21 protein-coding genes and 3 pseudogenes are annotated in these 21,028 nt (G+C 40.3%); 4 read left to right on the top strand and 20 right to left on the bottom strand.

All coding sequences use genetic code 11. The features are described from left to right. Positions 1-116, top strand: a pseudogene (locus tag AC4HAO_RS10460) (IS30 family transposase); the annotation flags it as partial. 55 nt (positions 117-171) lie between these two features. Here the strand turns inward: AC4HAO_RS10460 and pflA are convergent. From pflA to AC4HAO_RS10445, 3 genes are all read right to left on the bottom strand, one after another. Beyond that, positions 172-978, bottom strand: coding sequence for a pyruvate formate-lyase-activating protein (gene pflA, locus AC4HAO_RS10455; protein ID WP_491094102.1), 807 nt, complete (start codon positions 976-978; stop codon positions 172-174). A 190-nt stretch (positions 979-1,168) separates the two neighbouring features. Then, positions 1,169-1,810 carry a deoxynucleoside kinase gene (locus tag AC4HAO_RS10450; RefSeq protein ID WP_491094101.1) on the bottom strand — a complete coding sequence of 214 codons (642 nt, stop codon included), beginning with the start codon at positions 1,808-1,810 and terminating at the stop codon, positions 1,169-1,171. 280 nt (positions 1,811-2,090) lie between these two features. Next, positions 2,091-3,428, bottom strand: a complete 1,338-nt coding sequence (locus tag AC4HAO_RS10445) for a hemolysin family protein (RefSeq protein ID WP_491094085.1) — start codon at positions 3,426-3,428, stop codon at positions 2,091-2,093. Positions 3,429-3,568: 140 nt separating this feature from the next. Between AC4HAO_RS10445 and AC4HAO_RS10440 the strand changes: the two genes are divergently transcribed. Then, positions 3,569-4,351, top strand: coding sequence for an ABC transporter ATP-binding protein (locus tag AC4HAO_RS10440; protein WP_491135328.1), 783 nt, complete (start codon positions 3,569-3,571; stop codon positions 4,349-4,351). A gap of 163 nt (positions 4,352-4,514) precedes the next feature. Here the strand turns inward: AC4HAO_RS10440 and AC4HAO_RS10435 are convergent, their stop codons facing one another. The 5 genes from AC4HAO_RS10435 to AC4HAO_RS10415 all read right to left on the bottom strand — a co-directional run bounded on the left by AC4HAO_RS10435 (position 4,515) and on the right by AC4HAO_RS10415 (position 10,403). Further along, positions 4,515-4,832: a HigA family addiction module antitoxin gene (locus AC4HAO_RS10435; RefSeq protein ID WP_491135327.1), complete on the bottom strand. Its 318-nt coding sequence runs from the start codon at positions 4,830-4,832 to the stop codon at positions 4,515-4,517. A 115-nt stretch (positions 4,833-4,947) separates the two neighbouring features. Beyond that, the gene (locus AC4HAO_RS10430; protein WP_491135326.1) at positions 4,948-5,943 is read right to left on the bottom strand and encodes a type II toxin-antitoxin system antitoxin SocA domain-containing protein; all 996 of its coding nucleotides are present in this window, start codon (positions 5,941-5,943) and stop codon (positions 4,948-4,950) included. 25 nt (positions 5,944-5,968) lie between these two features. Beyond that, the gene (locus AC4HAO_RS10425) at positions 5,969-6,367 is read right to left on the bottom strand and encodes a hypothetical protein (protein WP_491135329.1); all 399 of its coding nucleotides are present in this window, start codon (positions 6,365-6,367) and stop codon (positions 5,969-5,971) included. Positions 6,368-6,491: 124 nt separating this feature from the next. Beyond that, the gene (locus AC4HAO_RS10420; RefSeq protein WP_491135325.1) at positions 6,492-9,497 is read right to left on the bottom strand and encodes a type I restriction endonuclease subunit R; all 3,006 of its coding nucleotides are present in this window, start codon (positions 9,495-9,497) and stop codon (positions 6,492-6,494) included. Between the two features lie 15 nt (positions 9,498-9,512). After that, the gene (locus tag AC4HAO_RS10415) at positions 9,513-10,403 is read right to left on the bottom strand and encodes an AbiH family protein (protein WP_491135324.1); all 891 of its coding nucleotides are present in this window, start codon (positions 10,401-10,403) and stop codon (positions 9,513-9,515) included. A 21-nt stretch (positions 10,404-10,424) separates the two neighbouring features. Between AC4HAO_RS10415 and AC4HAO_RS10410 the strand changes: the two genes are divergently transcribed. After that, positions 10,425-11,024, top strand: coding sequence for a restriction endonuclease subunit S (locus AC4HAO_RS10410; protein WP_491135323.1), 600 nt, complete (start codon positions 10,425-10,427; stop codon positions 11,022-11,024). Here AC4HAO_RS10410 and AC4HAO_RS10405 read toward each other — a convergent pair. From AC4HAO_RS10405 to AC4HAO_RS10390, 4 genes are all read right to left on the bottom strand, one after another. Next, positions 11,009-11,545, bottom strand: coding sequence for a restriction endonuclease subunit S (locus AC4HAO_RS10405; protein ID WP_491135322.1), 537 nt, complete (start codon positions 11,543-11,545; stop codon positions 11,009-11,011). The genes AC4HAO_RS10410 and AC4HAO_RS10405 overlap by 16 nt on opposite strands. 13 nt (positions 11,546-11,558) lie before the next feature. After that, positions 11,559-12,545 (bottom strand): site-specific tyrosine recombinase/integron integrase, encoded by a 987-nt coding sequence (gene xerA / locus AC4HAO_RS10400; RefSeq protein ID WP_491135321.1) that lies wholly within the window; start codon positions 12,543-12,545, stop codon positions 11,559-11,561. A gap of 61 nt (positions 12,546-12,606) precedes the next feature. Continuing rightward, positions 12,607-13,752 (bottom strand): restriction endonuclease subunit S, encoded by a 1,146-nt coding sequence (locus tag AC4HAO_RS10395; RefSeq protein WP_491135320.1) that lies wholly within the window; start codon positions 13,750-13,752, stop codon positions 12,607-12,609. Next, positions 13,739-15,247 carry a type I restriction-modification system subunit M gene (locus AC4HAO_RS10390; RefSeq protein WP_491135319.1) on the bottom strand — a complete coding sequence of 503 codons (1,509 nt, stop codon included), beginning with the start codon at positions 15,245-15,247 and terminating at the stop codon, positions 13,739-13,741. The genes AC4HAO_RS10395 and AC4HAO_RS10390 overlap by 14 nt, the downstream gene beginning before the upstream one ends. A gap of 125 nt (positions 15,248-15,372) precedes the next feature. On the opposite strand from AC4HAO_RS10390, the pseudogene AC4HAO_RS10385 reads away from it, so the two are divergent. After that, positions 15,373-15,444, top strand: a pseudogene (locus tag AC4HAO_RS10385) (type II toxin-antitoxin system PemK/MazF family toxin); the annotation flags it as partial. 109 nt (positions 15,445-15,553) lie between these two features. Here the strand turns inward: AC4HAO_RS10385 and AC4HAO_RS10380 are convergent. The 8 genes and pseudogenes from AC4HAO_RS10380 to AC4HAO_RS10345 all read right to left on the bottom strand — a co-directional run bounded on the left by AC4HAO_RS10380 (position 15,554) and on the right by AC4HAO_RS10345 (position 20,936). Continuing rightward, complete coding sequence (locus tag AC4HAO_RS10380) at positions 15,554-15,742, bottom strand: DivIVA domain-containing protein (RefSeq protein ID WP_491135318.1); 189 nt, start codon at positions 15,740-15,742, stop codon at positions 15,554-15,556. Positions 15,743-15,903: 161 nt separating this feature from the next. Next, positions 15,904-16,146, bottom strand: a pseudogene (locus tag AC4HAO_RS10375) (type II toxin-antitoxin system RelE family toxin). Between the two features lie 23 nt (positions 16,147-16,169). Then, complete coding sequence (mnmM, locus tag AC4HAO_RS10370) at positions 16,170-16,718, bottom strand: tRNA 5-(aminomethyl)-2-thiouridylate-methyltransferase MnmM (protein ID WP_491135317.1); 549 nt, start codon at positions 16,716-16,718, stop codon at positions 16,170-16,172. Positions 16,719-16,755: 37 nt separating this feature from the next. Next, positions 16,756-17,457 carry a hydroxyacylglutathione hydrolase gene (gene gloB, locus AC4HAO_RS10365; protein WP_491135316.1) on the bottom strand — a complete coding sequence of 234 codons (702 nt, stop codon included), beginning with the start codon at positions 17,455-17,457 and terminating at the stop codon, positions 16,756-16,758. A gap of 127 nt (positions 17,458-17,584) precedes the next feature. After that, the gene (locus AC4HAO_RS10360; RefSeq protein WP_491135315.1) at positions 17,585-18,031 is read right to left on the bottom strand and encodes a hypothetical protein; all 447 of its coding nucleotides are present in this window, start codon (positions 18,029-18,031) and stop codon (positions 17,585-17,587) included. Between the two features lie 166 nt (positions 18,032-18,197). Beyond that, a complete protein-coding gene (locus AC4HAO_RS10355; protein WP_491093938.1) occupies positions 18,198-18,509 on the bottom strand; it encodes a hypothetical protein in 312 nt (103 codons plus the stop codon). Continuing rightward, positions 18,510-19,430 carry a tRNA modification radical SAM protein MnmL/YtqA gene (gene mnmL / locus AC4HAO_RS10350; RefSeq protein ID WP_491093937.1) on the bottom strand — a complete coding sequence of 307 codons (921 nt, stop codon included), beginning with the start codon at positions 19,428-19,430 and terminating at the stop codon, positions 18,510-18,512. It lies immediately after the preceding gene. A 165-nt stretch (positions 19,431-19,595) separates the two neighbouring features. After that, complete coding sequence (locus AC4HAO_RS10345) at positions 19,596-20,936, bottom strand: MFS transporter (protein WP_491135314.1); 1,341 nt, start codon at positions 20,934-20,936, stop codon at positions 19,596-19,598. Positions 20,937-21,028 lie beyond the last annotated feature (92 nt).

The raw sequence follows: 21,028 nt of genomic DNA, 5'->3' as shown, positions 1-21,028 counted from the left end.
AAAACACCTTATCAGCTATAGCTGATAAGAGAAATAGAATTCCTAGAAAATCTTTAAACTATCAAACCCCTTATCATGTTTTTCTGAGTCAGGTGAAACTGTCCAACTTAATTTGACAATTTAAGTATCAAAAAGCTGGAACTTTTGTCCCAGCTTTCTGATATAATTTTCTTATTCAACAGCTGCCTGCTTAACGCGCTTGAGATAGTCTTGGTAACTTTCTGTATGCATGAGCGTTTTAGCATTTTGTACCCGCTCTTTGGTCGGCGGTTTGACACCTTCCAAGGTGTAAGGAATCCCCAATTCTCGCCATTTGAACTCTCCCAAGGTATGGTAAGGGAGAATTTCAAACTTATCGACGTTATCCAACGTTTCTACGAATTTTCCCAGTTCAATCAAGTCCTCATCAAAGTCTGTCAGTCCCGGTACCAAGACATGACGGATCCAGACGGGTATCTTTTTATCCGATAGGTACTTAGCAAAGAGCAAAATATTTTTATTAGGCTGGCGCGTCACGACAATATGCTGCTGAGGATTGATCTCCTTGATATCCAGCAGAACCAAGTCAGTCACAGCTAAGAGCTTATCCACAATAGCGTGGTACTCAGGCGTAGGCCGATAGGCGAAGCCACAGGTATCCAAGGTACAGTGAATACCTAGTTTCTTTGCCTCGATAAAAAGAGCTGTGATAAAGTCAATCTGCAGCATAGCCTCACCGCCAGAAACGGTGATTCCTCCCTGACTGCCCCAGTAGCCCTTGTAACGCAGGGCTTCATTAAGAACATCATCAACTGTTCGCACTGTTGATTGGTTGGTCTCCATCTCCCACGTATCGGGGTTATGGCAATATTGGCAGCGCATCTTGCAGCCCTGCATAAAAACAACAAAACGCACACCGGGACCATCAACAGTCCCAAAACTTTCCGTGGAATGAATCATGCCGGTCACTTGCCGGTAATCTATTGCTTCTGCCATAATAATCTCTTTTCTACGGCTTCGCAGCCCTGCCTTACGGCTGTCATCAGCCGATATATATCTTTGCAACCGCTTTACTAACGGCAACTTTATTATAACGTTTTTGGCTATAAAAATCCAGATAAGAGCACCGCAATAATACTAGTAAAAAACACCTCAATCTCTTAGAGTGAGGTGTTAACGATTAGGACTGTCACAGTAAATCCAGCTCCTTGAGCGCTTGGTCTACCATACCGAAGACCGTTTGGAGATCATTTTCGTTTTTAACAAAGTCCAGCTTGTTGCCGTCGATACGGATTTTAGGGGAGATATCATAATTTTCATACCAATCCGGATACTCACCGTGTACCTGCTGATAATATTCGTAGAGATCGGGGTTATCAGCAATCTGTTCATAACTGCGGCCGCGCTGGCTGATCCGCTCCAGCATCTTATCAAATGAAACATCAATATACACTAAAAGGTCAGGTCGCTTCTTGGGCATGCCGTCCAACTCTTCTAGCATATTAGCCAGAAGCTCCTTATAAATATCCAATTCCGTCTTAGTGACATTACCGTTTTTATAATTTAAGGTTAAAAACAGTTCGTCCTCAAAAATAGACCGGTCTAAAATATTGTTATCCGCCTTGTAGGCCTCTTTGATAGACTGGAAGCGTTTATTTAAAAAGAAAATCTGCAGTAAAAAAGCGTATTTTTTAGGATCCTGATAATAGAGATCCAAAACAGGATTATTATCAACGGCTTCATAAAACACCTCAGTTCCCAGATGCTCTCCCAAGGCAGCGGCCAGCGAGCTCTTCCCAGCACCAATGGTGCCTGCTAATACAATCAACATCATTCTCCTCTCAATCAGAAATCAAACCGGCCAAAGCAGCTACAAGCCCAGCACAATAGGCCTGTCAGCGACTATAAAGACAGATTTGTATTCCTATCTAGCTCTCTCATTTTATAGGATTTACGACAAGATTTCAAGGGGCAGTGCTTTAAAAAATCGCAGTCCTTTTAGAACTGCGATACTTATCGTTGTCATCAAGATTGAATTTGGACATCCAAGTCGCTATATAAGCGCGCAAACCCTGCGGTCTGATTCATACCGACAAAGGGCTGGATCTCTTTTACTCATCTTCAGTTATTTCTTCTTGGATTGAGCTAACAAGCACCTTGACCTTGGTCACACGTCCTTCTTTAACCTTGTCATTAATCAGCTCTAGATGATGCTGGCCACTGTCTACGTGGAAGCTTTCCTTATCTTCCTGCGAAGGGATATTACCGACTCCAGTCAGATAATAACCAGCGATGGTATCCACATCATCACTTTCAAGCTCAGTTTCAAAATACTCATTAAAATCATTGAGGGTCATAGTCCCCAGGACGATATAGGTATCTGGTGCGATCTCACGCACCTCTACCTCTGCCTTATCCGTCTCGTCATCGATATCACCGACGATCTCTTCCAAAAGATCCTCCAGCGTCACCAGACCAGAGACACCTCCGTATTCATCCAAGAGAATGGCCATCTGATTCTGCGTCCGACGCAATTCCTTGAGCAAATCGTCGACAAAAATGGTCTCAGGCACAAATAGCGGCTCTTGCAGAATACGTCGCAGATTAATGGCATCAAAACCATTTTCAAAGCCTACTGCTAGAAGCTTCTTGGTGTGAATCAGACCGATAACCTTGTCCTTGTCATCATCATAGACGGGGATACGTGAGAAGTTCTTTTTGAGAATCTCGCGGATAATGTCTTGGGGGTCATCATTGATGTCGACCATAAAGGCATCGGTTCTATGCACCATAACCTCACGCGCCATCAGTTCATCCAGCGAGAAGACCCCTTGCAGCATTTCGATTTCTTCTTGATCGAGGGTCTCCTCACTATTGGTCAGCATGTACTCGATCTCGTCACGAGTCATCTTCTCATCTGCATCGTCAAAGGTCATAGGCGTTATCCGGCTGAGCAGGTTGGTTGAAGCTGATAGGAGCCAGACAAAGGGGCTGACCAGAACGCCCAAACCCATAATAATTGGTGCCGAAACAACTGCCAGATTATCCTTGAGGTTTAAGGCAATACGCTTAGGATAGAGCTCCCCCAAAACGATAGCAATATAGGTCAAGAAAATCAGCGAAATAATACTGCCTGCTGTCTGGGCAGCGGCTGAATTGCCAAACCAGCCAGCGATAACCTTACCCAGCGAAGCCGACAGGCTGGCCCCTTGTAAGAGGCTGATAAAGGTGATACCGACCTGTATAGTGGATAAGAAATTGTTGGGCTTATCCAGTACCTTAATAAGCCTGATATATTTTTTATCGCCTTCTTCTGCCTTTTGTTCCACCCGAGAGCGGTTTAAAGAGACCATGGCCATCTCAGAGGCCGAAAAGAAGGCATTTAAAAAGGTTAGAATAATCAGTAATAGCAATTGAAAAAGCAAATTCTGACTGCTCGGGTCTTCCATTAAAATTTATTCTCCTAAAATGATATAGTGCTTCCATTATAGCATAATTTTATCCTGCATGTTGAAAAGTCACTTATTTGGCCAAAAAATCCCAAATAATTTGTGCTATAATGAAGCTAATAGGACTTTGGAGGTTGATTATGGCTGTTATTTCCATAGAAAATGTCAATTTACGTAAACAAGGAAAAGATTTGCTTAAAGATATCAATTGGACAGTTGAAAAGGGGCAGACATGGGCGATTTTAGGGCTCAATGGCTCCGGAAAGACAACCCTCCTCAAGCTCATCATGGCCGAATACTATCAGACCAAGGGAAAAATTGAGGTGCTCGGTATTCCTTTCGGTCAGGGAGATATCTCCAATATCCGCAAGAGAATTGGGATCGTCTCAGGCTTCATCAGCGACCGCCTCTCCCTGCAGATGGTAGCCGAACAGGCCGTTTTAACCGGTAAGTACAAGTCTTCCATACTCTACAAGGAATATGGAGAGAAAGAGCTGGGGGAAGCTAGAGATATGCTGACACGTTTAGATGGTGAAAAGCTCATCGGACGCAGACTCCACACCCTGTCTCAAGGGGAGCGCCAGCTGATCATGATTGCCCGCTGTCTCATGGAAGAGCCAGATATCATCATCCTTGATGAAGCCACTGTCGGACTGGATCTCTTTGCCAGAGAGAAACTGCTCAAGCAAATCGATCGGATCACCGACCTGCCGCAAGCACCGACGGTTCTCTACGTCACCCATCACGCCGAAGAAATCACCCAAAAGATGGACCATGTCCTGCTGCTGAAACAAGGGAGAATCATTGCTCAAGGTAAGAAAGAAGACATTATTACCCTGCCAACCCTAACCGAATTCTTTGATAATCAGGTCAGCATCATCCCCATCGACGACCACCGCTTTTTTATCAGGCCGGAGTTATGATACCAAGAGCGGATGCAGAGCCGGCGGAGATAGAAGCTCTGGCGATGACGACTTGTACCTAGGAACGTTGGCTATAAATTTCGTAGAAGATTAGAAGCCTAAGCAATCTCAACGAACAAAAACAACGGCACTAAACCGTTGTTTTTAGTTATGGATAAATCATTCACACAACCCAATCATAAGCTCGTAGAAACTTATCTGAGTGCCCAAAGTTATTTTCTTTGTGGTGAGCCAATTTATAGGTAATGTCCAAACGAAGTAGGAACTCTGCCGAAAGTCCTGTCACCTGTTCTACCCGAACAGCCAGATCTGCCGTAAGAAATTTTCTACGATTCAGCAAATCAGATACATGTTTTTGAGAGACACCAATACGTTCAGCAAAATCACTCTGATTGATATGGTGGTAAGCTAAAAGTTCTGCCAAAGTATCTGCAGCAGACGTCACAGCCGGAGTTATAATTCTATTGTTTTTGTTCAGCATACAAGTAATCCTCCTAATGATAGTCTTCAATACCAAGGATAGATAAGGTGACGATCTCAGATTTCTCAACTGACAGCTCATCATTTAGGTGACGAGCCTTAATTTTTTCAACGGTCTAAATACTCAAACTGTCAAACCGTGCTTGTGCATAAGATGAGATATCATCTGCTGTGAGCATATTATACTTTTCTTTGACTTTGATAAAGAAATCCGCAATCGCTTTTTTTTCAATAATATTAGTGGAAGATTCATCTTCTTTCAAATCTCCTCGAGCTAACAGCCAAGGACTTTCTTCATGAGTGAATTTCTCCAACACCTTTCCGTTATAAACACTAAGATGTTGGATAATACTGTCTAACAGCTGTATTTCCTGAGACGTGAAATAATGGCTAAAATCATAACTCTTTTCTAAAACAATCGGTTCTCTGCCAAATTCTTGATATTTATTATAAATATCTCTGTATACAGGTCCATGCACCCAGCTTTCACAATCATTCTTGAACATGAATTTGCCAGTAAAGGCATAAGAAAAGCCTTGAACATAATAAAGCAGTTTCTGCAAAGCCAGTGGTGTTATCTCATCATTTTTAGACAACAGGTAATCCGCTGCTAAAGATTCTTTGTTTACCCCTCCTGCTTTGATCGCTTCCTCAGCAGCTCTCACGCTTTTCTCATAGGCTACTGGTTTTAAAATATCAGATGCTCCTTTCAAAAGAGATAAGAAATAATCTGGCTCAGCCGCAATCCTGCGAAGTTTATCTGAATAGTCTGCTTTAGGAATATCCCCCTTTAAATATCGAGGAATGGTATTAATGCCCCAGCCTAAAAGTTCTGATAAAGGCTTAGCTCCAATATTATATTTTTTAAGAATAGCTTTAATTTCAGCAACAGAAATAATATTGTTTTCCTTTTTAAAAGAAGCATAAAGAGCTGTTCTGTTAGCATTATCAATTTCTTCCACAAAAACAGGCTTATTGCAGTTATCGCAAATAGCTTCCTGTCCTTTAAAAGTATAGCTTTTCCCCTTTAGTTTCCGCGTGAACTCGCGTTCTTCAACATGATAAGTCACATCATCTAAACAATGTTCACAAAAAACTCTTTTTTCTGCCATGATATGTTCAACTCCTTTATTATCATCATTGAAAATAATAGCTCAGCGGCCTTTCAGCTTCATGAAAGGAAACAACAATTGTTTTTAGGCCAGAGGTTCGGCTAGTCGCAAGTACAAATTTTGCGTAAACCTGCACTTCTCTCTTATCTCCTAAAAAATCTTCTAAAGTAAATCGAGGTCCAAAGATAAAATAATCATCATGATTTTTGTAGACATTAGGTGACTGAACACAATCACAGAAATCATGGACTTTTATCTTTAAAATAAGATTTTTCCGTTTACGAATATCTAGATTGAACTCATCGGCAAATTCATCATTTTTTCGTCTATTTTTGCCAGTGCTGATGATAAATCTTCCTTCTGAAATCAAGAGTTTAATCTGCCCTAAGATATCTTCAATTTCCTGTTCTGAATATTCCTGCACCGACAATAAATTATGACTCCTTTGCTAGACTTTGTACTATAATTTTAGCATTTTTTATTCTAAACTCAACAAAAAAAGCACCATTTTATAAAAATAGTACCTTTTATTCCTTTGGATTTTACTTTTACAATAAATCTGCATTTTCTTCTGCAACCATTAATTCTTCGGGTTGACTATAGGTCTCATAGCTATCTCCCCCATTATCAACCCATAACTCACATTGACTGATTACTGTTTCAAGAGCTTCTTCTTCCTCCTCTGGTGGATACTTGTATTTTTTCAAGAGACGTTTGACCAGCATCCGCATCCGAGCACGCGCCGATTGTTTTTTCTGCCAATCAATTGTCCTACTCTTTCTTAACATATCAGTTAACTCATGAGTAAGAGCAATCAATTCGTCATTCTCGTAGACATCTTTGACAGCCTGCGGCTGTGTCAGGGCATCATAGAAGGCTAATTCCTCATCTGATAAACCTAGAGAGTCCCCCTCTTTATGAGCTGTTGCCATTTCTTTGGCCATCTTCATCAATTCAGCAATTACTTCTTCATTTGAAAGCATGCCATTTAGATAAGCCCGCATAGAACGCGATAAAATCTCTGAAAATTTCTCTGACTTTACCAAATTTGTCCTTTGGTACAGGGCAATTTGTTCAGCCAATAGTTTTTTCAAAAGTTCAACAGCCAAATTTTTCTCTTTCATCTTAGAAATTTCATCTAAGAATTTTGGATCAATATGGTCATTAATATCTTTCAAGGATAATTTTTTCGTATCGCCTGTAATTCGTGTCAACAAGGTTCTCACTGCTTCAAAATAAGCTGCTTCAAAGCGTTGTTCAGGTGTCAATAAAGAACGGCAAAGTGATAAAGCTTGACGCAGCAGCATGGCTTCTTTGATAAACAGCTCTTTTTTCTTTTCTTTATCAACAGCCGATAAGAAATTAACCCCACCGCTAATCGCTTGCGCTCTGACCAAATCACTCGATTCTGAATTCATAAACGCTGAATAATCAAAACCATAAAACAAATCACGGCAAACTTCTAGTTTTTCAATGAATTTTGGCAAGGCAGTCTTAGCAATATCGGTATCTCCAAAATTGCCTTTATCTCGGTTTGTGTAATCATTCATAGCCTGCTTCAAGGCTCCGGCAATACCGATATAATCAACAACTAGACCGCCTTCTTTATTTTGATACACACGATTAACCCGCGCAATAGCCTGCATTAAGTTATGGCCTTGCATAGGCTTATAAACATACATAGTTGCTAGGCTCGGAACATCAAATCCTGTCAGCCACATATCAACAACAATGGCAATCTTAAATGGACTGTCATTATCCTTAAATTTTTTAGCCATCTCTTCCTTGTGGCGTTTGTTGCCAACAATATCGTGCCATTCTTCTGGGTCATTATTACTGGAAGTCATGACAACACCAATTTTCTCTGTCCACTCAGGACGCTTTTCAAGTAATTGATGGTAAATTTTCATAGCAATAGGACGCGAATAGGCTACAATCATTGCCTTGCCAGTCAGTTCCTGTGCACGATTTTCTTCATAATGCTGGATAATATCATCACATAGCGCACTAATTGTTTGATCTGCTCCTAAAATACTATCTAAGCGTCCTAACTCTTTTTTACTCTTGTCAATCGCATGAGATTCCGCATTTTCTGCCATTAAATCGTATTCAGCATCAATCAGGCGCAAAATATTTTCATCAAGCTTTAGATGCATAACACGGCTCTCGTAGTAGACAGGACGCGTAGCACCATCTTCAACCGCTTGGGTCATATCGTAGACATCAATATAATTACCAAACACTTCAGTCGTTGACTTATCCTTACTAGAAATTGGTGTCCCAGTAAAGCCAATATAAGTCGCATTTGGCAGGCTGTCTCTGATAACTCTAGCTGTACCAATGACTAAGCGACCGCTTTTCGCATCAACCTTTTCCTCCAAACCATACTGACCGCGATGCGCTTCATCTGCCATAACAACAATGTTTCTTCTCTCAGAAAGAGCTTCAGCAGATTCTGAAAACTTCTGCATAGTGGTAAAGATAATCCCATTAGCCTGTCGTCCTGCCAGCAATTCTTTCAAGTGGAGACGACTCTCTGCTTGAACAGGTGTTTGCCTGAGGAAGTCTTTGCATTTTGAAAATTGACCATAGAGTTGGTCATCCAAATCATTTCTATCTGTTAGGACAACAATAGTCGGTGAATCCAGAACCTTCTGTAATAAATGGGCGTAAAAGACCATAGATAAGGATTTTCCGCTTCCTTGTGTGTGCCAAAAGACACCACCGCGGCCATCGCTTTTAGTTGCCTTCAAAGTGGAAACAGCAGCTTTATTAACGGCAAAATACTGATGGTAGGCCGCTAAAATCTTTGCATCCTCAGAAAAGCAAATGAAATTCTTTAGGATATCTAAGAACCTTGTCTTATCAAATATTCCCTCAATAAAGGTCGTAAAATTAGCATACTCCCTGTCTTCAAAACTGCCATCTGTAGTCTTCCACTCCATAAAACGATCTTCACCAGCAGTAATCGTCCCTGCCTTTGAAGTTGCGAGATCAGTCATGACACAAAAGGCATTGTAAGTAAATAAACTTGGGATTTCCTTCTGATAAGCTTTAAGCTGACGATAGGCCGCTGAAGCATCCGTTTCCTGACGAGAAGGACTTTTCAACTCAAAAACAACAACGGGTAAGCCATTCAAAAATACGATAACATCCGGGCGTTTATTGCTCTTTTCTACAACTGTCCACTGATTAATAACGGTAAAGATATTATTATCAACATTTTCAAAATCAGCCAGATAAACAAGACTAGATTGCCTTTTACCTTGATAAAAATAAGAAACTTCTATACCATTTTGCAGATAATCTGTAAAAACCTTATTTTTTTGAAGCAAGGAACCTGTCTCAAAACGCTGCAGTTTTTCAATGGCTTCTCTAATAGCAACATCAGGCAACTTGGTATTAATCTTCTCCAAAGCAGGATAGAGCTCATCCAAATAGAGGGGCTCTCTATAATCACGCTCCACATCCGGTCCATAAATAGATGAATAACCCAAACCATCACGAAAAAGCTCCATAACCGCATTTTCGTAGTTGTTTTCAGTGAAATTCATAAATTAAACTCCTTCTTATCTAATACTATAATTGCATATTCCAGTGCAAGATACTAGATTCTTAATATTACATTGCGTTGACTCATCAAAAGCATAAAATGTCCATTGTGCACGTGGAAATTGATGGTTGAGGTATTCAAAATAAGGAAAATCAATTACGCAAGAATGACCATATACAATAACTTCATGAATTTTGCGAGCATTCAAAAAGGAGTTTACAACTGAAATCTGTGGCGCCTTTTGAAAACTTTCAACCTTATTGGCTAGATCGCGATAAGCTGTTCTAATATAGTAATCTTCAATCTCGTTAATATGTTCTTCCAGCCGAACTTCTCTGTATGGACCTCTTCCCTTTTGGCGCACATCTTCTTGAATATTCACAGGTGAGTAAGTACCTTCTGGATAACCTAATATTAAATTATTTACTTCGACCTCACCATGAACGTGTAAAACTCGTTCTTTTTCAATACCATAGACCCGTTCCAAAGTGTGAGTATAATTGAAATTAATGAACAAATCATCTTCACCAAACATATCTATAAACTCTCTCTTCGGTCCGATATCCCAAAGAGCATCTTCTGCTTGATTAGCAAACTCGTCTAGCGACTCCTGTAAGTTTCCACTCATATCTGCTTGAAGGATAATCCCATCACGGTCACTTTCCCTATCAGATGAATAATTAGGGGCATAGTCTTCAAATATTTCTCCCAAAGAATTAAAATCAGGCTTTGCCAATAAATTTTCAAAATCAGACCAGATATTGGGATTTTCTGATTGATATAGTTCCCAAAAATATGGATTAGCCTCATTCTTTTCAGAAATTTCTTTAAAATCTGGATCAAATTTAGTTGGTAGATCATGAGCAAGGTCAAAACCATTACCAATTATAAGTAATTTATTATTCATTAGAATTTATACCCTTTGTATATGTTAAATCATCATTTAGAGCAGGTAGCTATCTCAATATTTGAAAATATGTTTCCAAATGCTTCTTCAGGAGAATTCACAATTGGTGAATATCTTACTCCCAAACGTGGCAAAAATTTACTTTCAAAAGATGCAATAGATGGAACAGTTCCAGTTGTAGCTGGAGGTCTACAACCTTCAACTTTTCATAATATTGCAAATACAAAATCACCTGTTCTTACCATTTCAGCTTCTGGTGCTAATGCGGGATATATTAATTTATGGCATGTCCCAGTTTGGTCATCTGATTCCTCATATATTGATTCTAGTATGACTGATGATGTTTATTTTTGGTATGTAATGCTTAAAAAGCGCCAACAAGAGATATATGACTCTCAAACGGGTTCGGCACAACCTCATATTTATCCCAAGCATATTGAAATTATGCCAACTATCGAATTAAAAGAAGAAGATATTAGGAGCTTTACAAAACAAGTGACGCCTTTGTTTGAGACTATTGGAGACAATTTAGATGAGATTAACAGACTTAAGAATCTTCGAGACACTCTTCTCCCCAAACTTCTTTCAGGTGAAGTCTCCGCTAATCAAGCAGCTAAATGATGATTTATCTTTTTATTATTTTCAATTTTGTCATCAATTGCTTTTAGTGTTAAGCCTATTTCAATCTGCTGCTCCAATGGAGGACATAAAATCTCATAATTCTTAACAACGTCTAGTTGAACTCTTTGTCTTCCAGACGTTCCTACCATTGATTTGATAGCAACTTCTCTAACATTTGGGGCAAGCATTAAATAATAAACAAAATTTTCGTCGCTGATACCTTTTTTTGCTCTTGCTACAATGAATTCCGTTGAACCAAAACCTATTTCACCTTCACCCAGTAAGCTTACCTTAGCTGTTTTACCATTTTCAAGACTAGGTGTAATACGAGCCATTAGAGTATCACCATTTCTAAATTTAGTTCCACCTTTATACTCTAATAGTTCAAATTCAGGAATATCACGAGTGAACGGTTCTATGTTTTCCATCGCTACTTTTTTAGCCATTGTTCCTTTAGGCAAATGCTCTGTTGGATTAAAATCTATAATATCTGAAAGTTTCACTTGCTTCCAATCGTTCAATTATTATTTCTCCTCATCCTATATATTTTCGGTGCGAATTTTTAACATTCGCTTGGTTGACCATGGCATAGTGCATGGTTGTATCTATCTTGACATGACCTAGCAAGTGCTGAACTTGCTCGATGGGCATGCCTTTATCTATAGCTCTGGTTGCTAATGTCCGTCTGAATTTGTGCGGATGAACTTTGTTTAAATCCGCTTTTTGTCCTAATTGTCTTAATCTTATCTCTACTCCCCCAATTAGTAGCCTATCATGAGGAGAAGACAAGGAAACAAATAAAGCAGGATTATCATCAGTTCGGCTATCTAGGTAGTTTATCAGATGGATTTTCGTTCTAGCGTCGAAATAAACAATCCGTTCACTATTCCCCTTACCAAAGACCACACATTCTCTTTCATAGAAATTAATGTCTTCTCTGTTTAACCCTACTAACTCACCTACACGCATGCCTGTCGAAGCCAACAAATCAATCATAGCTAGGTCTCGAATTTCATCACAAGCATCCCTCAGGAGTTCAAGACCTTCATCAGAAAAGGTTTCTTTAATGGTTTTATCTGTCTTTATCTTGTGAATCCGACGAACAGGACTTTTGAGAATATAGTCCTCATCCTCTAACCAACTGAAAAAACTGCTAAAAATCCGACGCATATTATCAATCGTTACCTTACTAGAATTGCGATCCTGCTGATAATCCGCGAGATAAGACCGTAAATCACTGGTAGTAAGATCTCTTATCGCCTTTTTTAAACTAACCAACATATTTTTAATAACCATTTTATAATACGTTAGAGACTTTTCACTGCAGCCCTCTATCCGTTTCGCTGAAATAAATAACTCTAGCAAATGGCTGTTAGTTTCCTGATCTGTAGCAGATTTGACTTCTGCCACTTCTACCCTTGTAAATGCAGCTGTTAAAACTTTTTTCAAATCCTCTAATTGCTTTATGGTCAAGCATTTCGCCATGTTAGATGTGATTTGTGTAATTAATTTATCTTTCATAAGCAACCTACCTTTCTCCACTATTTTATTACAGTTCATAGGCAGGTGTATAGATAAATCATCATTTAGCTGCTTGATCAACAGAAATTTCACTGGATAGAAGTTTTGGTAAGAGAGTATCTCGAAGATATGTTAAAGTTGAGTTTTCATCAGAGTTGTCCCTAATCTTTCTAAATAAAGGTTCGATAATATTGTTAAAGTAATTCAGTTCAACTAACGTAGGTCTAACAATTGGCAATGATTTTAAATTTGCTTGATTTATTTTTAACTGGACAGCACCTGTCACAATTGAAGAAACATTTGTCTGTTTTAAAAGTATATACAAACTTTCTGTGCTAAATCCTCTTTTCCCTTGTAAAACATGTGCGTGGTTGTTTACCCAAAATTTTCCCCACACATATTGGAGAACTGGTTTACCAGACGTCTCAATGACTGTACCATCTTCACCAAGTAATAGATAGATATCATCGAATAAATAACTTTCAACATAATCCATGAGAGTTGCTGCACCATAGTAAGGATAAAGTTTTTCCATTTTTCCTCTCTGTTTACTTGAAAGTGGTACACGTTTTGAATCAAACAACTCAATAATATCACCTAAACTTGCATTGGGTTCTCTGTTGCCAAATAAATTTTTCCAGATAGCCATCGCCATTTCTTCTAAATGATGATTTAACTTTTTATTATTCTCAATTTTATCATCAATAGCACTCAGTACATTTGCAATAGACTTTTGAGTATCTAGATTAGGAATATTGATAGTCATTGATTTGACCATCTTTGTTGTAATACTTCCACGAATACTATTTGAATCTGAAATAGCTCGCAACTCTTCGTATCTATTAGATAAATTGTAAAATAGAAACTTGTTATCCAATAACTTCTTATTTGCTCTGATTGCTATTATTGATTGATTAATAAAAGTATCTATATTCAAAAAGGAGACTTGTCCTCTTGTATACCCTTGACCTGCTGAAGCCATTACAACATCTCCCGATAGGGCTAGTCTTGTACTGGAGTTTTGAGCACCACTTTCTGTTATAGTCTTTTCTGTGCTATCAATGTATCTATTCTTGGTTTCTCCAGATGAGAGCCATGGTAAAGGACCGCCCCAGTAATCATTAACTTTAGTATTAGGAGTCCCACCACTAAATATGACTTCTACAAGATCGTCTATTTTGTATTCTTTCCACTCACTTGAGTTCAAACCCAATCTCCCCCAATCGTTCCTTGATGTCCTTTTCCAGTTCATGCGATTTGGTAAAGAGTTCTGATAGTTCACTGGTCAAGCGCTCCATTTTCTCCTCAAATGGCTCGCCATCCTCTTCTTGCTCTTCAATACCGACATAGCGCCCCGGTGTTAAGATATAATCCTGCTTAGCAATTTCTGATGTCTCTACAACTGCACAGAAACCTTTGACATCTTCTAGCTCTCCATTTTGAAAAGCTTCAAAGGTATCAGCTAACTTTTTAATATCCTCATCACTAAAATCACGGTGCTTACGGTCAACCATTTCACCCATATTGCGGGCATCGATAAATACTGTTTTCCCTTTTTGCTTTTTGTTTTTACTGATAAACCAGAGACAAGCTGGAATAGTCACACTGTAAAAAAGATTAGATGGCAAGGCGATAATGCCTTCAATTAAATCATCTTCAATAATTTTTTGACGAATGTCTCCTTCACCTTTTGTGGTGGAAGACAGAGAGCCATTAGCTAACACTAGACCAATCTTTCCATTACTTGGATCCATGTGATGAATCATGTGCTGAATCCAAGCATAGTTAGCATTACCATCTGGCGGAGTCCCATATTTCCAGCGAATATCGTCTTTAAGCTTATCCGCACCCCAGCCTGAAATATTGAAGGGCGGATTAGCCATAATGTAATTAGCCTTTAGGGTTGGGTGCAGGTCATTATAAAAAGTATTTTCTTGGTGTTCGCCAAAGTTGGCATCAATGCCTCGAATGGCCATGTTCATCTTAGCCATTTTCCAAGTATCTGCATTAGATTCTTGACCAAAAATAGACAAGTTGGCAATATTACCACTGTGGCTCTCTACAAATTTAGCTGACTGCGCAAACATACCTCCTGAACCACAGGCAGGATCATAGACACGCCCGCGGAAAGGTTTTAGAATTTCAACAATCGTTTTAACAATGCTGGTCGGTGTATAAAATTCACCACCGCGTTTCCCTTCATGGGCTGCAAATTGTTCAATACAATATTCATAAGCGCGGCCTAGCAGATCTTTTTCTTCTGAGCCTTCAAACATATTGATATTAGTAAAAATATCAACGACTTCACCTAAGACCCGTTTATCCAAGTCGGGGCTAGCATAAATTTGAGGAAGAACGTTGTCCAAACTTGGATTATCCTCTTCTATCTCACGCATGGCCTCATCTAAAATCGTTCCAATTTCTGACGAATGTGCATGGCTGGCAACAAATTTCCAGCGAGCTTTTTCCGGTACATAAAAAATATTGTCCTCAGCATAGGCATCTGGATCATTTTCAAAACCAGAACCCTCAGCCACTAGCTCGTTATACTTTTCTTCAAAAGCATCTGAAACGTACTTCAAGAAAATAAGCCCGATAACGACTTTTCGATAATCAGATGCAGAGATGTGTCCCCGCAAGGCATCTGCAGCATTCCATAATTCTTTTTCAAATCCAATATTAGCATTTGTCTTTTTTGCCATTATTTTCCTCTTTTTAACAATTTGATTACATCTATTATTATAGCATTATAAAAGGCTATTTATAACAAGACTTGACTATTTTTGTTTAGTTCCTGAACGCTCCCCCTGATAATCCTTTGACTTTGCAAGCTCACACCTTTGACTACAGAGCTCGTGATATTCAGAAAATCGGACAGCTGGATACTTGGGCTTTTTAAAAAATAGTGCAACTCTACACCTATATTTTTGAAGAGAGATGATTTCTCTTAACGCTGCATCATAAAAGCTGCCAGAGCCGTTGCTCTGACAGCTTTTGGGTTATCAAATCTAATAAAACGGAGAATCATTTATCTCCGACTTCAACGCCTCAATGCCACCGTTGGATGATGGCTTTCCCTGTTCCAAAGCGTCTAAGGTTGCTATAATCTCATCGAGAAATTCATCAACCTCTTCCTTATTGTAACCTCTAAATTCTGTCGAGAACTTTTTATCCAAGATTTCCTGCTTGGTGATCATTTGGGCTCCTCCTTAATAATGCCTTTGTTTATCTTCTGATAGGTTTCCTTTAAAACTCTATTAACACTAGCTAGGCAACAATTTTTCACCATTACTAAAAAGATGTCGTATAAAACTTGATTGAGCAGGCCTGTCGTTAATGGCAAGAGTAAACATACTCGCTAATAAATATCACTACGATGCCCAACCGCAAACACTTCTATAATGATTTCATCTTCAAGAATAGTGGCTAGTATTCGATAATCACCTACACGATAACGCCACTCCCCAAATCAATTGGCAGTCAGTCCCTTCCCATGTTGCCTTGGATTATGCGTTCCTTGAAGATTTTTATCTATCCAAAGCAGGATAGATGAACGTGTAAAAGCATCTAATTTTTTTAGCTGTTTCAAAGCCTCTCTTATTGCTTTTCAAAGGGAGGATTGCTTTATTTCAACTTCTCCACCATGACCAAAAAAGGCGGGGTATTGACCTGATTAAGAGGCTGGTAGAGCATGGCTGTGAAGCGGTGCTGAGCCAGCTGACGGACATAGTCTAAGACAGCGTCCTTTTCCTGATCGCCGCCATCGTGACCATAGTAAATCATGATGGATAAGCGGCCGCCAACTTCTAGGCGCTCTAAAATCTTTCCAATAGCACTCAAGGTTGTATCAGGTTTGGTGATAACTGATTTGTCCGCACTAGGCAGATATCCCAGATTGAAAATAGCTGCGCGGATAGGCTCAGATACATAAGTATCCACTTTTTCATGGCCATCTAGGATCAGCTGGGCATTGGTCAGGTTTTGGTGTGCCAAGCGTTCCCGCGTTTTCTCAAGGGCCTGTTGCTGAATATCAAAAGCGTAAACCTTTTTAGACAGATTAGCCAAAAAGGCGGTGTCATTACCATTTCCCATGGTCGCATCGACCGCGATACTGTCCTTGTCTAACACCTCTAGCAAAAAATCATGGGAGAGCTGAATAGGGCGTTTGATCATAAAAGTTTCCTTACCTGTTCGTTCTTGGTATGTTTTTCTAAAAATTATCCTTCAAGTTTCTCAATCTTGTAAATTCTTGGACATCCTTGGCCATGAGAAAAAGATTGATCTGTTTTTCTACTCCTATAGTAGATGGCAGGCTTGGAAGGCCTTGCTCGACAAGGGCTTTCGTCTTGTCATAATAGTTTTTGGCAAAAGCGTCTGTCGTTTGTGTCAGGGCAAATTGTAAATTTGTCAGGGTGTATTCATGACCTGCATAAACCTTAACATCATCCGCTAAACTTCTGAAAAAGACCATGGACTTGTACTGAGCCTCATAGTCTCCTGTAAAGACTCTGCCGCATCCCGCTGAGAAAAGCGCGTCACCAGACAGGAGGTGCTGCTTATCTACAAGATAAGAAATGTGGTCTTCCGTATGCCCTGCCGTTAAAAAGACGTCTATTTGAGACCCATAGAGTTCAATGATGTCGCCGTCTTTCAGGACAGTGTCTACCAAATGACTGACTTCTTTGGACCCATAAGTTTTGGCGTTAGGATATTGGGCTACAATCTCACCCATGCCATCGACATGGTCAGCATGAACATGAGTGATTAAAATAGCACCCGCTTTGAGATTGTGTTCTTCTAAATAATCCAAGACTGGCTTGGCTTCCCCAGGGTCAACGATAATGGCTTCGTCCCCCTTGGACCATAGCCAAATGTAATTATCGGCTAAGGCTGGTATTGCATTGAGTTTCATAAATTTCTCCTAATTTGTTCTTACTTTTGGCATAGTTTATGGTTCACATTCTGCGGTTAACCTCATGAGCACGGTTCCTTATCAGGTGCAAAAGGGGAATAGACAAACCATTTCCCTTATTTGGGATTTAACGATAGTACAATTGCAGTAAGGCACTCACGAAATAGATAACAAAGTAGAAATAATGAAGGGGTAAATTCCATTTGAGATAATTCTGTCTCATATCAGTTGAAATTGGCTTACCGCTATTGATGGCCTCTTCACTTTTTGCAAAGCCTGTCACATGATGGCAAACCAGTAATACCATTAGAGGAATAATCCCCAGTACACGAACGGTTACTAAAGGGCTGCTTACTAAAAGAGACACTAACCCTAAGAAAAACTGCAAGCCGACAAATATACGATAGAGGCTGGCAACTGCAGTATTCCGTCTAAATTGGCTGTAAAAATGTGAAAAACCTTGATCCAATTCTTGGCGCAATAAGTAATTAAAATAAGCACCCAATGTGACCGAATAGGACAGCATAAACCCAGCAATCACAGCCGTCAGTAACAGTGTTAAATCGTAGAACATACTTTATCCCCGCTAAAATTATGTGAGAGGTGAATGGGGGTTGATCATTGCAGCTCAACCTCCTTGATAAAAGCGTTCACTCTTTTTACTCTCTCTTCTCTATCCTTAATTGCCCTATCACTAATTCCATCTTGAAGCAATAGCCTTTTCCTTGAATCCAAACTATTTATAGCTTCAGCTTCTTTTCTTGTTCTTTACGTTCCTTCTTGCCCGTCAATGATTTATCATCCACTGCAGTTTTCAACAATTCAAAAGATAAGGTCAGAGAAACGTCATTAATCGTTTTATCCGTAAGACCTCGATAGTTTGGATTATTTCGCAATTCCAATAAATGTTGACTAGCACGGACAATGACACTAGAGGATTCTCCAATATACAACAACTGTTTTTCATTGTGCTTTGAAAGATACATGCCATAAATTCCAGCTTCAACCGCTTTATTTAATTCTCCTTTGAAAAATTCTATTTTTAATTTCACCTAACACTTACACCCCTGCACGCTCCCTCGTTTTTCCATCTCTTTGTCAATGGCATTGAGAACCTCCCACTTGTTGAGGCTCCACATGGGGCCAATCAGCATATCGCGCGGGGCATCACCTGTGATGCGGTGAATGATAATATTCTTAGGGATAATTTCCAGCTGATCGCAGATGATGTTGACATATTCTTCTTGGCTGAGGAGCTTCAGGCGTCCTTCATGGTAATCGCGCTGCATGCGGGTATTGGTCATGAGGTGGAGGAGATGGAGCTTGACCCCATTGATATCATTATCCCGCACCAGACGGCGGACATTTTCCACCATCATCTCGTGCGTTTCACCGGGCAGGCCGTTGATGAGATGGGAGACGATCTCGATCTTGGGAGCCAGCTCACGCACACGCTTGACAATATCGATATAGAGCTGGTAGCTGTGGGCGCGGTTGATCAACTCGGAAGTCTCCTCGTAGGTCGTCTGCAAGCCCAACTCGAGCGTGACGTGCATGCGCTCTGAGAGCTCAGCTAGGTAGAGAATGGTCTCATCTGGCAGACAGTCAGGGCGCGTTCCGATATTGATGCCGACGACACCCGGCTCATTGATGGCCTGCTCATAGCGCTCACGAATGACTTCGACCTTGTCGTGCGTGTTGGTATAATTTTGGAAATAAACGAGGTATTTATTAACATCTGGCCATTTGCGGTGCATAAAGTCGATTTCCTTGTAAAACTGCTCACGGATGGGTGCTTCTGGTGCCACAATAGCATCCCCCGAACCAGAAACCGTACAAAAAGTACAGCCCCCATGGGCAACCGTGCCATCTCGATTAGGACAGTCAAAGCCTGCGTCAATGGGCAGCTTAAAAATTTTTTCGCCAAACAGCTGACGGTAATAATCATTAACGGTGTTATAACGTTTTTTCATACTTCTTATTATAACACTTTCGCTCAATTTCCAAAAAGCTCCTAGATAAAGATGAACGGCAATTTTATACTCTTTAAGTATTGGGTAGATCGTTTTTAGACTGCACAATAAAAAGGCTGATATCAGCATCAACCTTTCGGGATTCCTTTTCTACGGACGGACTAGTCAAACCGCTCGTCTCCTCATACGGGATTCGTGAACCATGATGTAAATGAGAAGAAAGGCAGCCAAGAAACAAGCACCGTAAAGAACAGTGTCACTGGCCACCCAGCCAAATCTTGCAACGAGAATACCAATCAGGGCGGTTGCTAAGGTTTCGCCAAATATATATTGGAAAAAGCCCATAAAACCTGTCGAGGAACCAACGGCAAATTTAGGAACAACCTCATTAACCATCAGCCCTACTAATGTTAGAGGAGCATAAATCAGAGTCCCCATGATAAATAAAACAACGACAATCAGAGTCGCATTTTTACTGTAAAAATAGGTCGTCAGGCAGACTAACAGTCCAATAACACTAGCTAAGCAAACTAAGGCCCGGCGATTTTTTAGAGAATCAGAAATTGCCCCTAGAAGGATAACACCGGGCACAGAGGCCAACTCAAAAATACCAACCAACCATTTTGAAAAGCTAGGCTCAAAGCCCTTTGACTGAACCAAGTAGCTGGGAATCCATGACATAACCCCGTAGCGGACAATATAAAGAGACATTGAGGTCAGCGTTACTGCCCAGACCATAGGATTTTTTAAAATATATTGGACAAAAATTTCCCAGAGTCGAAGATCTGTTAAGTCCTCAGAAGACGCTGCCCCACTCTCTAAAACAACTGCGTCACCTGTATATTCAGCGATAGAAGGAAGCCCCACTGCGGTAGGTCTTTCCGAACCAGCCCAAAGGACAAAAGCCGCAATCAGGAGAGAAACAACTGAAGCTGTATAGAAGACAGCTGCGATTGAACCAGAAAAGAGGAAACTGGCAAACTGGACGACTGCAACACAACAAAAAGCACCCGCATTATGGGCTGAAGACCAGATGGAAAAAATAGTTCCGCGCCAGCGCCTGCCCCACCAAAGCTGGATGGTTCGCTGACAAGCCGCTGCCCCCATGCCCTGAGCGACTGACATTACAAGCATGAGCGCCATCATAATGTAAAAATTACGCGTTGTCCCCAAACCTAGATTAAGCACGGCCGAGATAATCAAGCCAGCAGCCAAATAACGAATAGTGTTACTCTTATCACTGAGAGCCCCCATAAAGAGTTTTGAAATGCCATAACCTACGCCAAAACAAGATAAAACGAGCCCAATCTGAGCAGTTGTATAACCGTAGACCTTCATAATATCATTTTGCTCAGTCGTGAAGATCAAACGAATAATATAATAGCCAATATAGCCCAAACACAGTGCTGCTAAAACACCAATCTGATGCCGACGATAGCTGCTGGCTATTTTTTTAGCAGGAACTTTTTCTGTAGCATCGGGTGACGGTTGTAAAAATGAAAACATAAGCTGCCTCCTATACGATAACTAGGGGCCGATTCGCTTTAATAAAAATGTTAGACAGGAAAATAGAGGAGCGGCGCCGTGTGCCAGCACAC

The sequence above is a fragment of the Streptococcus sp. ELY_137 genome, from assembly GCF_058314515.1.
This window is presented reverse-complemented; position numbering and strand designations above follow the sequence as displayed.